Source organism: Sulfurifustis variabilis (genome assembly GCF_002355415.1).
Taxonomy (GTDB): Bacteria; Pseudomonadota; Gammaproteobacteria; order Acidiferrobacterales; family Sulfurifustaceae; genus Sulfurifustis; species Sulfurifustis variabilis.
Genome location: NZ_AP014936.1, coordinates 1672180 through 1686610, shown reverse-complemented (window position 1 = coordinate 1686610; position 14431 = coordinate 1672180). Strand labels below are relative to the sequence as shown.

The following is a 14431-nucleotide window of genomic DNA, read 5'->3' as shown; positions in this document are numbered from 1 at the left end:
TTGGCTATCATGCCGTTTCCTGCGTCGCCGGCACAAGAGAACATGCATCCCGACTGGAAGGAACACCTGGCCTCTCACGGCGCCCTTTTCGACGAAAGCGGCGCGAGTCATTTCGGGAATGAAACGGCGGAGCGCCGAGCGGTGACCGCCGGCCCGGTGCTGCTCGACCTCGGCGCGTACCACGGCCTCATCCGGGCGAGCGGAACGGACTCCGTCACTTTCCTCAACGGGCAGCTGACCAACGATCTCCGGCGCCTCCAGTCGGGCGGAAACCTACTGGCGGGTTACTGCACGCCGCAAGGACGCCTGCTCGCGATCGCGCGCGTCTTTCGGCACGGGTCCGATTACTTCATGCGGCTGCCGCTGGATCTGAGAGACGCCATCCTCGACCGGCTGCGCAGGTACGTGCTGCGGAGCAAGGTGACGCTCGAGCAGGCCGATGGCGAACGGGTCACTTTCGGCCTCGCCGGTCCTCGAGCTCCCGAGATGCTCCGAAGCGCGCTCGGCGCGTCTCCCGATGAAAGCGGTTCACTCGAGTCCGGCGACCTGACCGTGCTCCACATTCCCGGTCCGCGCGACCGCTTCGAGCTGGTCGGGTCCGTCTCTTCCGCCCGGTCACTGTGGAGCACGCTCCAGAACGAGGGGGCGCGCCCGGTCGCAGGTCACTGGTGGAAGTGGTTCGACGTCGAGGCGGGCATCGCGGACGTCGGTCGCGACACCCAGGAAAAATTCGTGCCCCAGACGGTCAATCTCGAGCTGGTCGGCGGCGTGAGTTTCGAGAAGGGCTGCTATCCCGGTCAGGAAATCGTCGCGCGTGTCCATTACCTTGGACGACTCAAGGAGCGCATGTATCGCCTGCACCTGAGCCGGAGCGGCGACGATGAGCCGAAGCCCGGCGATGCGATCTACGCTCCGGATCACGCTCAGGCGACCGGCGCGGTCGTGCAGGCGCACGCGGCGCCGGACGACGGGGTCGATCTGCTCGCCGTCGTGCACACGAGCAGCGTCGCGACGGGTGAGCTCCACTGGCGGACACCCGACGGTCCGCGGCTCGATCTGCGCCCGCTTCCCTACTCCCTCCCCCATCCGGGCTGAGCGAGACCTCCCCGCAGACGGCCGAGCGTCGCGGTTCGTGCTTGTCTGCTTCTGCTTGCCTGTGCTTGAATCCATGCTGTTTGGAAGCTGAATATATAAGTAAACGCTAATAAATAAGAACAGGGATGAAGTCGGCGGTACACCGTCGACACGATACAAGAAACATCACACACATCTCGGAGGAGTCGCACACATGGTCTACACCAAACGAACGCCAGCGACACTGATCATGGGCATCATCATGGTCGGCTACGCCTGGTTGGTTCAACAGGGCATGCTCAACGGCGTACTGCAGGCCCTGCACACCTCGAAGCTGGCCGGCGAGATGACGACGATGGGTTACATCTTCGGCGCCATCGCGGTTGTCGTCGGATTATGGCAGCTGTTCGCCACGCCCAAGGAAGGCAATGTCGATTACTACCTCTCCACCATCGGCGGCGCGATCTTCATCCTGCTGATGGTTTTCATCGTGAAGTACTACGCCGAGCCCCTCTTCAAAATGTGGGGTGTGATGGCCGACAAGGCGATCGGCTGGAACTTCCAAAAGACGCTCGGCTTCAACTACATCCTGCTCGGCATCATCGTCGGCATGATCGTGGTGAACGTGTTCAAGGTGCCGGGTTGGGCCGAGAACGGGGTGAGGTTGTCGCGCCTGGGGCTCAAGGTCGGCGTGATCCTGCTGGGCGGCCTGTACTCGGCGGCGGAGCTGCGGCAGCTTGGCGGGCTGTCGATCATCTTGATCGGGTTCTTCGTGCTCGGTTCGGTGGCCATGGTGCTCTGGCTCGGCCGGCTGCGCAGAGTGTCCAACTCCATGGGTGGCGTATTGTCAGCCGGCGTGGGCGTCTGCGGTGTTTCCGCCTCGGTCGCCGCGGCCCCCGTGGTGCAGGCCAAGTCCTCCGAGATCGCCTACACCATCGGCACGATCCTGCTCTGGGGCGTGCTCATGATGTTCATCTTCCCGCCGGTGGGTCGGGCCCTGGGCCTGGGCTATATCCAGTTCGGCGCGTGGGCGGGCACGGGCATCCTCAACTCCGCGCAGGTCGCGGCCGCGGCGCTGATCTTCCAGCCGAACGGCATCGAGACCCTGAAGGTCGCCGAGATCTTCAACATCACCCGCATCCTGTTCCTGCCGATCATCGTGATGTGGCTCGCGGTGTGGTACGTGAAGCGGGAGACCACCGCGGAGCGCGTGAACCTGGGCCAGGTGATCGTCGGCAAGTTCCCGGTGTTCGTGCTCGGCTTCATCCTGCTCTTCGCCCTCTCGACCACGGGTATCTTCGCCCCGGCGCAGCACTACAAGGGCAAGTACTTCGACAACTCCGAGAAGGTGATGGTCAAGACCGACAAGGTCACCGGCAAGACCGCGAGCAAGATGGTGACCGACGAGCAGGCGGCGCTGCTGCAGGCCGAGCTGCCCAAGGTCCAGCGCGAGGACCAGCGGGCGGCCCTGGAGCGGCTGATCGCGGAGCGCAAGGTGGCCTCGCCCGATCATGACACGGTGCTGCGCGGTGTCGTGAACGCCAAGATCCTGTCCAAGGACGCGGACAAGGTCCTCAAGGACTCGCACAAGGCGGTCTACCACACCGCCAAGCGCGTGAGCTGGTTCCGCACGCTGATCGTCTGGTTCTTCGCCTTCGGCCTCACCGGCCTCGGCATGCAGATCACGTTCAGCTCGATCGCCCAGGCGGGCGGGCAGCCGCTCTTCATCGGCACCGTCGTCGGCCTCACCAAGGCAATCGGCTCGCTCGTCGTGATCCTGCTCTTCGTCCACGAAAAGATCTGAGGAAACTGCCATGGCTGACAAACCCAAGTTCGAGCGCGGCACGGCGCTCTCCATCTTCAAGAGCGACCGCGCCGAGGACTTCATGGCGCTGATCGTGGCGCTCATCATCGTTGCCGTCGTCGTCGCCACGGTTCCGCGGTAACGGCCTGACGCGTTAGACTCTCTCCCGGGGCCGCTCTGCGACCCCGGGATTTTTTTGCCCATGAACAACGTTGCCCGAATCCTGCTCGCCAGCCATGGGACCCACGGGGCCCAGGCGGCCGAACGTGCCGCCGTGGATCTGTGCGCCTCCGGCGGGACGCTTTACCACCTGCTGATCGTCCCGGAGTTCTGGAAGGGCATGATGGCGACCGACTGGCGCAACCAGTCCGGTGCGCGGAACGCGTTCGCCCGCCACCTCGAGTCGGAGCTCGAAAAGGAAATCCGCGAGCACCGCGACCGCGTGGCCGGCCTGGCGGACGCGAAGCGGCTCGTGCACGAGTTCGCCATGGGTCAGGGAGATCCGGCGAAGCTGCTCGTCGAGTTCGCCCGCACGCACGAAGTCGACCTCGTCGTGCTCGGTACGCCCCGTCCGCGCGGCGTCCTGGGATTCCGCTCGCGCATGCTGACCGACGACGTCATGCGCGCATTGGGAACCCCCCTGCTCCTGGTTCCCGCTGTCTATGAGTGACTCCGCGCTCGAAGCCCGTCCGGCACCGCCCGCTCCCATCCGCTCCTCGGACGCGGCGTGGGTCACGATTCCAACCCGTCTTTCGCCCGAGCGGCTCCACGAGCTCTCCCGCGACATCGAGGCGATGTTTCGGGTGAATCCCTATCTGTACTTCAAATCGTGGCGTCAGACGGGCCAGGACCGCTGCCGCGTCGAGTTCCGGAACGAGAGCAACAAGCAGGAGCTCGCGCTGGACATGCAGGTGCGTCCCGGTCCGGACCTCGGCTTCGCCGTGGAGTACGCGCAGGGGCTGAAGAAAAGGACCGTCTTCACGATCGAACCGGCAGAAGGCGGAAGCCGGTTGACGATCGCCGACGACTACGAAAGCGTCCCGGACGCGGAGCGGGAACGCCGCGCCGGCGAGGTGGACAAGAGCCTGCTTGCGTGGGGCGAGGCGCTGCGCGTCTACTTCCTGCGCTTTCACCGCTATGGCCGCGTACCCGGGTGGCGCTGGTACATCCGCCGGCTGTGGATACCCATGAAACCATCGGCCAGGCGGATCGTCTGGCTGCTCTGGCTCATCACCGTCGTGGAGTTCGCCTTCTTTCTGTTCGTGCTCCTGATCTACGTGCTGGAGCAGAACAAGTAGCTACTTGCGGTCGGGGCTGTCGATGACCTGGTAGAACGTCTCGCCGCCCTTGATCATCCCGAGTTCGATACGGGCCCGCTCCTCGATCGCCTCGAGCCCCTGCTTCAGGTCGATCACTTCCGCCGCGAGCATCTGGTTTCGTTCGGCGAGGTGCCGGTTCTCGGTAACCTGCAGGGCGATCTCGCGCTTGATCTCCCAGAGCCCGAGCAGGCCGCCATTTCCCAGCCAAAGAGGGTACTGCAACAGGAGCAGCAGGGCGCCGAGGGCGATGACGAGGGGCTTCACACGGCGCATTCTACTACAGCCCAGCGAACCGGACCTTTACCGCAGCTGACGGAACGCGTCCCGCCCGGGGTAGCGCGCCTCGCCACGCAGCTCGCCCTCGATGCGCAAAAGCTGGTTGTATTTCGCTACCCGGTCGGAACGCGAGAGCGACCCGGTCTTGATCTGCCCCGTCCCTGTCGCCACGGCGAGATCCGCGATGAAACTGTCCTCGGTCTCGCCGGAGCGGTGTGAGATCACCGCCGTGTATCCGGCTTCCCGGGCCACGCGGATCGCTTCGAGCGTCTCCGTCAGGGTGCCGATCTGGTTGACCTTGATCAGGATCGAATTCGCGATCCCGCGCGCGATGCCGTCCCTCAGGATACGGGCGTCGGTAACGAAAAGGTCGTCGCCGACGAGCTGGACCCTCCCGCCAAGCCGGCGTGTGAGCGCGCTCCAGCCGTCCCAGTCGTCTTCGGCGGCGCCGTCCTCGATGCTCGCCACGGGGTACCTGTCGCACCATGCGGCAAACAGGTCGACCAGCTGTTCGCCCGTCAGCGTCTCGCCGGTCGACTCGAGCAGGTAGCGGCCGTCGCGGTGGAACTCGGAGCTCGCGGCATCGAGACCCAGCCACACGTCCTTGCCCGGCCGGTAGCCGGCCGCTTCCACGGCTTCGAGAATCGCCTGCAGGGCCGCTTCGTTGGATGGCAGGTCGGGGGCGAAGCCGCCTTCGTCGCCCACCGCCGTCGAAAGCCCGCGCGCCTTCAACACCTTTTTCAGCGCATGGAAGACTTCCGCCCCGCAACGCAGGGCCTCGCCGAAACTGGCCGCGCCGATCGGCAGGATCATGAACTCCTGCAGGTCGACGTTATTGTCCGCGTGCGCTCCGCCATTGACGATGTTCATCATCGGAACCGGCAGCACGTAGGGACCGGACGGGTTGAGATAACGGTATAGCGGCTGCCCGCCGGCCGCCGCGGCCGCCCGCGCCGCCGCCAGCGACACCGCGAGGATCGCGTTCGCCCCGAGCCGCGATTTATTGGGGGTCCCGTCGAGCTCGATCATCAGTCCATCGATGCCCGCCTGGTCCCGGACATCGCGGCCCCGGAGCCGCTCGCGAATCGGTCCGTTCACGTTCTGGCACGCCTTCAGGACCCCTTTCCCCCCGTAGCGGCGGGTATCCCCGTCCCGCAGCTCGATCGCCTCACGAGCGCCGGTGGACGCGCCCGAGGGCACCGCGGCGCGGCCCAGCGCGCCCGAGTCCAGCACCACGTCGGCTTCGACGGTGGGATTACCGCGCGAGTCGAGGATCTCGCGCGCACGGATATCGGCAATGGCAGGCATCGTTGTTCTTTTGAGGAGGAAAACAGGAATAAATTCTAAAGCAGGTCGGCCTCCGCGAGGGGTTCGGCCTTCACACGGGCGTCGATCGCCTGCAGCGTCCGCAGCAGATCGGCCATACGGCCGAGCGGCCAGGCATTGGGGCCGTCGGAGAGCGCTTTCTCGGGGTCGGGGTGGGTTTCCATGAAAATCCCCGACACCCCCGCGGCGACGGCCGCCCTGGCGAGCACCGGAACGAATTCCCGCTGGCCGCCCGAACGGGAGCCCTGCCCGCCCGGAAGCTGTACCGAGTGCGTCGCATCGAACACGACCGGGCAGCCCGTCTCGCGCATGATGGCGAGCGCGCGCATGTCGGAAACCAGGTTGTTGTAGCCGAAGCTCGCGCCGCGCTCGCACACCAGCACGCGGTCCTTGCCGCCTGCGGCGACGGCTTTCTCGACGACGTTCTTCATGTCGTGCGGCGCGAGAAACTGGCCCTTCTTGATGTTGACCGGCTTTCCAGACCGCACGGCGGCCTGGATGAAATCCGTCTGCCGGCAGAGAAATGCCGGCGTCTGCAGCACGTCGACGACGGAGGCCACGGGCTCGATCTCCGGGACGTCATGCACGTCCGTGAGCACCGGCACCCCGATTTGGCGCCGCACCTTCTCCAGAATCGCGAGGCCCCGTTCCATCCCGAGCCCGCGAAACGATGCGTGCGAGCTGCGGTTCGCCTTATCGAAGGACGATTTGTAGATGAAGGGGATGCCGAGCGCCGCGGTCATTTCCTTCAGGCGCCCCGCGGTGTCGAGCGCGAGCGATTCGGACTCGATGGCGCAGGGACCGGCAATCAGGAAAAAAGGCCGGTCGAGGCCGACCTCGAAACCGCACAACTTCATCGGGCGGCTGCCTGCCTCGGCTCGGTGGCCTCACGGCGCGCGCGGGCCGCGGCGATGTAGCCGGTGAAGAGCGGATGGCCGTCGCGCGGCGTCGACGTGAACTCGGGGTGGAACTGAACGCCGACGAACCACGGATGTTCCTTGATCTCCACGATCTCGACGAGCATCCCGTCCATCGAGGTGCCGGCGATCACCAGCCCTTTCTCCCGCAGGATCTCGCGGTAGCGGTTATTGAACTCGTAACGGTGTCGATGGCGCTCCACGATGACATCCTTGCCGTAGAGCGCCCGGGCGCGCGACCCGGACAGGAGCTGGCACGGTTGGCCACCGAGGCGCATGGTACCGCCGAGATCGGCGCCGACCGTTCGCCGCTCCCGGCCGCCTTCGGCCGTCGTCCACTCGGTAATCATGGCAATCACCGGATGCGGGGTCTCGCGCGCGAACTCCGTGCTGTGGGCGCCCGCGAGTCCCGCCACGTTGCGTGCGAACTCGATGACGGCGATCTGCATGCCGAGGCAGATGCCGAGATACGGAACCCCGCGCGTGCGCGCGTAGTTCACGGCCTTGATCTTGCCTTCGGTGCCGCGCTCCCCGAAGCCTCCGGGCACGAGGATCGCGTCCACGTCGTCGAGGGCGGCCGTGCCCGCGTTCTCCAGCACCTCGGAGTCGACGTAGCGGATTTTCACGCGGGTGCGTGTCTTGATCCCGGCGTGCAGCAGCGCTTCCGAGAGCGACTTGTACGAGTCGGCCAGGTGGACGTACTTCCCGACCAGGGCGACCGTGATCTGGCCGGTCGGGTGCTCCATGTCGTAGATGACCTTCTCCCATTCGTTCAGCTTCGCGGGCGGCGCATCGATGCGCAACTTCTCCACGACGATGTCGTCGAGCCCTTGCTCGTGCAGCAGCATCGGGACCTTGTAGATGCTGTCGGCGTCCTCGGCCGGGATGACCGCCTTGGCCGGGACATTGGTAAACAGGGCGATCTTGCGCCGCTCGTCTTCCGGAAGGGGACGATCGACTCGGCACAGCAGCACGTCTGGCTGAATGCCGATCGAACGCAGCTCCTTCACCGAGTGCTGCGTGGGCTTGGTCTTCATCTCGCCGCTCGCCGCGATGTAGGGCACCAGCGTGAGATGGATGTAAACCACGTTCTCCGGGCCGAGCTCGATGCCCATCTGTCGGATGGCCTCGAGGAACGGCTGCGATTCGATGTCGCCCACCGTGCCGCCGATCTCGATGAGCGCCACGTCGGCGTCGCCGGCGCCTTCCTGGATGCTCCGCTTGATTTCGTCGGTGATATGGGGGATCACCTGCACCGTGGCACCGAGGTAGTCGCCGCGGCGCTCCTTGCGGATCACCCCCTCGTATATCCGGCCGGTCGTGTAGTTATTCTTGCGCGTCATCTTGGTGCGCACGAACCGTTCGTAGTGACCGAGGTCCAGGTCGGTTTCGGCCCCGTCCTCGGTGACGTAGACCTCCCCGTGCTGGAACGGGCTCATCGTGCCCGGATCCACGTTGATGTACGGGTCGAGCTTCAGGAGGGTCGGCTTCAGTCCGCGGGCTTCGAGCAGAGCGGCGAGGGAGGCGGTCGCGATCCCCTTGCCCAACGAGGAGACCACACCGCCGGTCACGAAAACGTATTTGGTCATTCAGCGCCCGTTTTGCGGATGTCGAGCCTTCGACGAGGGCCGTGCGGCCCTTTGGCACGTCCTGTGCCGCTCAACCGGTGCGCTCTCCCGTTCACCGGAACGGAAGGACACGCTACCAGATGGCACATGTTTACACAACCGGAACGACGTCACGGCGGCGAAGAACGTTCGATTTCGAGCAGCAGGCCGGCCTCGCCGGGCCGCGCCGCATACGGCTCGCACACAAAGCGATCACCGATCGCGACCAGCTCCTCGTCGACGTACACGAACGGCAGACGCGCGCGTTCCGACGGCGGAACGCCGGCGTCCTGGAGAAGCTTTTTCACCTTGTGGCGGTGTGTGCGTCCGGGGAGACGGCATACCTCGCCCCCGCGGCGGAAACGCACGCGGAGCCTCCGCCCCGCGAGACGTTCGGTTGCCAGACCGGCGCCCACGCCCGTGCGCGCGCGAAGGCGCCATTCCGTACCCGGGATCGCCAGCGGCACGCCGGGATCCCACTCGGCCTCCCATTGCGGACCGGGCAACTGTCCCGGCGGCACGAGCCGAAGCTGGTCCCGGTAACGCTCCACCGTCGTGCCCGGCCACCGGATAAGCGCACGCCGCGAGCGCGGGCGGCAACGAAGCTGCGCCAGGAGATCGTTGAGCGCCTGCTCGGGCGGCATTTGTCCCGTCCGTCGCCGGATCCAGTAGCGAACGACGTTGGCCCGACGCGGGGGTGAAAGCCCCCCGAGCGCGGCGAGCGACAGCGCGTTTTCCTCGATTCTCACCCGCTCCAGGTCCGCGCACCCTACCTCATCGAGGATCGCCGCGGCCTCGGCGTGGTGCCGCGCCGCCCGGGCGAGCTGTTCCGCGGCCTGCGGCCAGTAGCGCGCGAGGAGCGGAAGAACTCGCGAGCGCAGGAAATTGCGCGCAATCCCGTCCTCACGGTTGCTCGTGTCCTCGATCCACGCCAGCCCTTCCCGTTCCGCATAGGCGCGCAGTGCCGCGCGCCCGAACGCCAGCAGCGGACGCGCCAGCCATCCTTGTGCGAACCGGGCGATGGGAGGCATGGCGGCGAGACCGTGCGGACCGGCGGCGCGCAAGAGCTGCAGGAGCACGGTCTCCGCCTGGTCGTCGCGATGGTGCGCGGTCAGAAGGACGTCCTCCGGCTCGAGGAGTCTGGCGAGGGCGCCGTAGCGCGCGCGGCGCGCGGCGTCCTCGACGCCCCGCTTGCGGATGCCGTCGACCTGCACCCGCTCCACGAGCAGCTCTACGTGGAACGCGCGACAGACGGCACGGCAGTGCGCGGCCCAGTCGGCCGACTCGCGGCGCAGACCATGATCGACGTGAATCGCGGATACCTCCCAGCCCCGTTCGCGCAGGAGTGCCGCAGCATGAAGCAGCACGTGCGAATCGAGACCGCCGCTGTAGGCGACGCGGAGCCTGGCACCGGGGGCGAGAGCGAGCTTATCGGAAAGGATACGCGCGAGCGCGTCAACCGAAAACGAAGGGTGGGATTGCGCTTGGCCGCGCACCGGATCTCAGCGCTCGTCGAGCTCCCCGTACTGCATCAGGCGCGCGTAGCGCTGTTCGAGCAGACGCTCCGCGGGGATGCCGAGCAGCTTGTCCAACGAAGTCACGAGCGCGCGCTTGAGTCGATTGGCCATGTCCTCCATGTCGCGGTGCGCCCCGCCGAGCGGTTCGCTCACCACCTCGTCCACGAGGCCGAGACGCGACAGGCTTTCGGCGGTGATGCCCATCGCCTCGGCCGCCTGGGACGCCTGATCGGCGGCGCGCCACAGGATGGAAGCGCAGCCTTCGGGCGAGATCACCGAATAGGTCGCGTATTGCAGCATCAGGAGCCGGTCGCACACGCCGATGGCGAGCGCGCCGCCCGATCCTCCCTCGCCGATAACGGCGCTCACGATCGGCGTCTGGAGGCGGGCCATGACATAAAGATTGCGGGCGATGGCCTCGCTTTGCCCGCGCTCTTCCGCGCCCACCCCCGGGTACGCGCCCGGCGTGTCGATGAGGGTGATCACCGGCAGACGGAACCGCTCTGCGAGATGCATGAGCCGTAGCGCCTTGCGGTAACCTTCGGGCCGAGGCATGCCGAAATTGCGCCGCACCTTCTCACGGGTGTCGCGCCCCTTCTGGTGTCCGATAACGACAACCGGGCGTCCTTCGAGCCGGGCGATCCCGCCCACGATCGCCGGGTCGTCGGCGAACCCGCGGTCCCCGTGCAATTCCTCGAAATCTGTGAAGACGCGCGCGACGTAGTCGAGGGTATAGGGACGCAGCGGATGGCGGGCGAGCTGCGAGACCTGCCAGGGCGTGAGCGAAGTGAAGATGGATTCGGTGAGCTTCCGGCTCTTCGCGCGCAGCCGGTTCACCTCTTCGTTGATGTTCAGGTCGGTCTCGCGTGATGCCGAGCGCAGCGCCTCGATCTTGGCCTCCAGCTCGGCGATTGACTGCTCGAAGTCGAGATAGTTGTGGTTCATCCTCGCTCTCTGGCGTTCGCGCCGATCGGGCGCGCGCACCTCGTTGTTCTTGCTCGGGCAATGCCCGCCGACAAAGACGGATCAGCGGTAGACCAGACGGACGTTGCGCTCGCCGGCGAGGCGCGCCAGTCGCTCGAGTACCGCGCTGCTGGGGCGTATCCTCCACTCCTCGCCCAGCACGATTTCGGCCTCCGCGGCGTCGCTTCGGTACCGAAGGTGTACCGGGCATGGCCCCTGGCTTGCGGGTGCGAGAATCTCCCGGAGCTCGTCGACAAAGCCGTTCCCCGCGATTCCCGCGTCCAGTTCGATGACCACGCGGGAACCGAAGGCCGCGCGCGCCTGCTCGATATTATAGAGCTTCTCCGCGGACATTTTGAAACCGCCGGTATACTCGTCGACGGCCACGTGCCCCTCGACGATCAGCAGGGTGTCCTTCACCAGGAGATCGCGGTTTCGCTCGAAAAGCTCCGAGAAGACGGCGAGCTCGAGCCGGCCGGTCCGGTCGTCCAGGGTGATGAACGCCATACGGTCGCCCCGTCGGGTCTGCATGATGCGCATTCCGACGACGAGGCCGGCGACGACGACCGCCCGGTCCTGCGTGGGCTTGAGCTCGGCGATCGTGGCGCTGGTGATGCGCTTGAGCTCGTCGGCATACCGGTTGATCGGGTGCCCGGTCAGGTAGAGGCCCAACGTCTCCTTCTCGCCCTCCAGGCGCTGGTCCTCGCTCCACTCCGGCACCGCCTCGTAGGCGAGCGCCTCGCTCGGCGCCGGACCGGCCCCGAAGAGATCGGACTGCCCCGTGGCGACGTTCCGACTGTGCTGATCCGCGTCCGCGACCGCCTTGGTGAGCGAGGCCATGAGCGCCGCCCGGTGGGTCCCGAGCGCGTCCAGCGCGCCGGCCTTGATGAGCGACTCGAGCACGCGCCGGTTGACGCGCCGGGCGTCGATACGCCGGCAAAGGTCGAACAGGTCACGGAAGGGTCCGCCCTCTTCGCGCGTCTGGAGTATGCCTTCGATCGCCGATTGGCCCAGCCCCTTGATCGCCCCGAGCCCGTAGAGAACGGTCTTGTCGTCGACGGGCACGAACGCGTACTGGCACCGGTTGATGTCGGGCGGGATCACGTTCAGCCGCATGTCCCGGCACTCGGCGATCATCGTGACGACCTTGTCGGTCTTGTCCATGTCGGACGAGAGCACCGCCGCCATGAACGCCGCCGGGTAATGCGCCTTGAGCCACGCCGTCTGGTACGCGATGAGCGCGTACGCCGCGGAATGCGATCGGTTGAAGCCGTATCCCGCGAACTTCTCGATCAGGTCGAAGATGTCGGCCGCGAGCTTGGCGTTCACGCCCCGACCCTCCGCGCCCTTCACGAACACGTCGCGCTGCTTCGCCATCTCCTCGGGCTTCTTCTTGCCCATGGCGCGGCGCAGCAGGTCGGCACCGCCGAGCGTGTAGCCCGAGAGTACCTGCGCGATCTGCATCACCTGTTCCTGGTACAGGATGACGCCGTAGGTGGGCTTGAGGATCGCCTCGAGACTGGGATGCGGATACTTGACGGCCGTGCGCCCGTGCTTGCGGTTGATGTAGTCGTCGACCATGCCCGACTGGAGCGGGCCCGGGCGGAACAGCGCGACCAGCGCGACGATCTCCTCGAACTTGTCGGGCTTCAGGCGCGTGATCAGCTCCTTCATGCCGCGCGACTCGAGCTGGAACAGCGCCGTCGTGCGCGCAGACTTGATGAGGGAGTAGGTCGTCGCGTCGTCGAGCGGCAGGTCCTCGATCACGATCGGCGGCTCCCCGCGCGTCGCGCGCTCCGCGTTGATGATCTTGAGCGCGTGGTCGATGATCGTGAGGTTGCGAAGGCCCAGGAAGTCGAACTTCACGAGGCCGAGCGCCTCGATGTCGATCATGTCGAACTGCGTGACCGTGAGCGGGTTCCCGGCTTCGCAGTAGAGCGGCATGAAGTCGGTGAGCGGGCCGGGCGCGATGACGACGCCGGCCGCGTGCTTGCCGGCGCTGCGCGCGAGACCCTCGAGCGCGCGGGCACTGTCGATGAGCGCGCGCACGTCCTCCTCCCTGTCGTAGCGCTCCTTGAGCAGCGGCTCCTGCCTGAGCGCGTCCTCGAGCGTGATTTCCTGCCCGGGCGCGGCCGGGATCAGCTTCGCGATCTTGTCGCAGTAGCCGTAGGAATGATCGAGCACGCGCCCGACGTCACGCACCACCGCGCGCGCCGCCATCGTGCCGTGGGTGATGATCTGCGAAACGTGGTCGGCGCCGTAGCGCGACTGCACGTACTCGATGACCCGGTCCCGCCGCTCCATGCAGAAGTCCACGTCGAAGTCCGGCATGGAGATACGCTCGGGGTTCAGGAAGCGCTCGAAGAGCAGCTCGTACTTGATCGGATCGAGCTCGGTGATCCCGAGGCTGTACGCGACGAGCGAGCCCGCCCCCGAGCCGCGACCGGGCCCGACCGGCACGTCGTTCTCCTTGGCCCAGCGGATGAAGTCGGCGACGATCAGGAAGTAGCCGGAGAACCCCATTTTCGCGATGACCTCGATCTCCATCTCCAGCCGGTCGCGGTAGGCCGGCTCCTTGACGGTTCGCTCGGCGTCCGGCAGCTTCGACAGTCTTCGGTCGAGCCCTACCCGGGCCTCGCGGATCAGGAGCTCGTCGATGGTCATTCCCTCGGGGACGGGGAACGCGGGAAGGTAGTAGCGCCCGAACTCGAGCCTGAAGTTGCAGCGCCGCGCGATCTCGAGCGTGTTGGCGCAGGCCTCGGGCACGTCGGCGAAAAGCTCCGCCATCTCGGCCGCGCTGCGAAAGTACTGCTGCGTCGTGTAGCGCCGCGGGCGGCGGCTGTCCGCAAGAATGCGCCCCTCCTGGATGCACACGCGGATCTCGTGCGCCTGGAATTCATCGCGCTGCAGGAACACCACCGGATTGGTCGCGACGACCGGCAGGCCCGTCTCGCCGGCGAAGGCGACGGCGAGATGGTTGTACTCTTCCTGGCGCGGTTGTCCGGTGCGCTGCAGCTCGAGGTAGAACCGGCCGGGAAACCACGCCACGTAGTCGGCGGCAAGGACACGCGCGGCAACGCCGTTAGCGGCGAGGAGCGCTGCCCCGATGTCGCCCTCGTGTCCGCCCGACAGGGCGATCAGGCCGCCGGAAAGACCTTCCAGCCATTCACGCGCGATGCACGGCCGCCCGGTGTGCTGACCTTCGAGATAGGCGCGCGTGAGCAGCCGCGACAGGTTCTGATAGCCTTCCCGGTTCTGGCAAAGCAGCGTGAGGCGCAGCGGCTTGTGGGCATCGCCGGAGTTCGCCACCCAGAGGTCGGCCCCTATGATCGGCTTGACGCCGGCCGCAACCGCCGCCTGGTAAAACTTGACCCCGGCGAAGACGTTCCCCAGATCGGTGAGCGCTACCGCCGGCATGCCCGCCTCTGCCGTCGCCTTCACGAGGTCGGGGATGCGCACAATGCCGTCGGTCAGCGAATATTCGGAATGTACCCGGAGATGGACGAAGGGCGCGGTCACGGCGCCGATTCTCGCATAAACCGGACTCCCGGCTAGATGCCGCGGTGATTCGATAGACGCCGCTCATCGCCGCAGATGCTTGAAGTACCCGCTGATCAATTCCACACAA

General features: G+C 66.4%; 12 protein-coding genes. 5 read left to right on the top strand and 7 right to left on the bottom strand.

Annotation, left to right across the window (positions count from 1 at the left end; all coding sequences use genetic code 11):
- Window positions 1-42: 42 nt before the first annotated feature.
- From ygfZ to SVA_RS08070, 5 genes are all read left to right on the top strand, one after another.
- Window positions 43-1095, top strand: coding sequence for a CAF17-like 4Fe-4S cluster assembly/insertion protein YgfZ (gene ygfZ, locus SVA_RS08085; RefSeq protein ID WP_169924023.1), 1053 nt, complete (start codon window positions 43-45; stop codon window positions 1093-1095).
- 193 nt (window positions 1096-1288) lie between these two features.
- Window positions 1289-2878 (top strand): YeiH family protein, encoded by a 1590-nt coding sequence (locus tag SVA_RS08080; RefSeq protein ID WP_096460751.1) that lies wholly within the window; start codon window positions 1289-1291, stop codon window positions 2876-2878.
- Between the two features lie 10 nt (window positions 2879-2888).
- Window positions 2889-3020 (top strand): hypothetical protein, encoded by a 132-nt coding sequence (locus SVA_RS20275; protein ID WP_269456940.1) that lies wholly within the window; start codon window positions 2889-2891, stop codon window positions 3018-3020.
- Window positions 3021-3080: 60 nt separating this feature from the next.
- Window positions 3081-3548, top strand: coding sequence for a universal stress protein (locus SVA_RS08075; RefSeq protein ID WP_096460750.1), 468 nt, complete (start codon window positions 3081-3083; stop codon window positions 3546-3548).
- Window positions 3541-4176: a hypothetical protein gene (locus SVA_RS08070; protein WP_096460749.1), complete on the top strand. Its 636-nt coding sequence runs from the start codon at window positions 3541-3543 to the stop codon at window positions 4174-4176. Before SVA_RS08075 ends, SVA_RS08070 begins: the two co-directional genes overlap by 8 nt.
- Here SVA_RS08070 and ftsB read toward each other — a convergent pair whose 3' ends face one another.
- The 7 genes from ftsB to dnaE all read right to left on the bottom strand — a co-directional run bounded on the left by ftsB (window position 4177) and on the right by dnaE (window position 14322).
- Window positions 4177-4461: a cell division protein FtsB gene (ftsB, locus tag SVA_RS08065; protein WP_231971864.1), complete on the bottom strand. Its 285-nt coding sequence runs from the start codon at window positions 4459-4461 to the stop codon at window positions 4177-4179.
- Window positions 4462-4497: 36 nt separating this feature from the next.
- The gene (gene eno, locus SVA_RS08060) at window positions 4498-5781 is read right to left on the bottom strand and encodes a phosphopyruvate hydratase (protein ID WP_096460747.1); all 1284 of its coding nucleotides are present in this window, start codon (window positions 5779-5781) and stop codon (window positions 4498-4500) included.
- Between the two features lie 35 nt (window positions 5782-5816).
- Window positions 5817-6656: a 3-deoxy-8-phosphooctulonate synthase gene (kdsA, locus tag SVA_RS08055; protein WP_096460746.1), complete on the bottom strand. Its 840-nt coding sequence runs from the start codon at window positions 6654-6656 to the stop codon at window positions 5817-5819.
- Window positions 6653-8305 carry a CTP synthase gene (locus SVA_RS08050; RefSeq protein ID WP_096460745.1) on the bottom strand — a complete coding sequence of 551 codons (1653 nt, stop codon included), beginning with the start codon at window positions 8303-8305 and terminating at the stop codon, window positions 6653-6655. The genes kdsA and SVA_RS08050 overlap by 4 nt, the downstream gene beginning before the upstream one ends.
- A gap of 149 nt (window positions 8306-8454) precedes the next feature.
- Window positions 8455-9819 (bottom strand): tRNA lysidine(34) synthetase TilS, encoded by a 1365-nt coding sequence (gene tilS / locus SVA_RS08045; protein WP_096460744.1) that lies wholly within the window; start codon window positions 9817-9819, stop codon window positions 8455-8457.
- Window positions 9820-9825: 6 nt separating this feature from the next.
- Window positions 9826-10785: an acetyl-CoA carboxylase carboxyltransferase subunit alpha gene (locus SVA_RS08040; protein ID WP_096460743.1), complete on the bottom strand. Its 960-nt coding sequence runs from the start codon at window positions 10783-10785 to the stop codon at window positions 9826-9828.
- Between the two features lie 81 nt (window positions 10786-10866).
- Window positions 10867-14322 carry a DNA polymerase III subunit alpha gene (gene dnaE / locus SVA_RS08035; protein WP_096460742.1) on the bottom strand — a complete coding sequence of 1152 codons (3456 nt, stop codon included), beginning with the start codon at window positions 14320-14322 and terminating at the stop codon, window positions 10867-10869.
- Window positions 14323-14431: the final 109 nt, after the last annotated feature.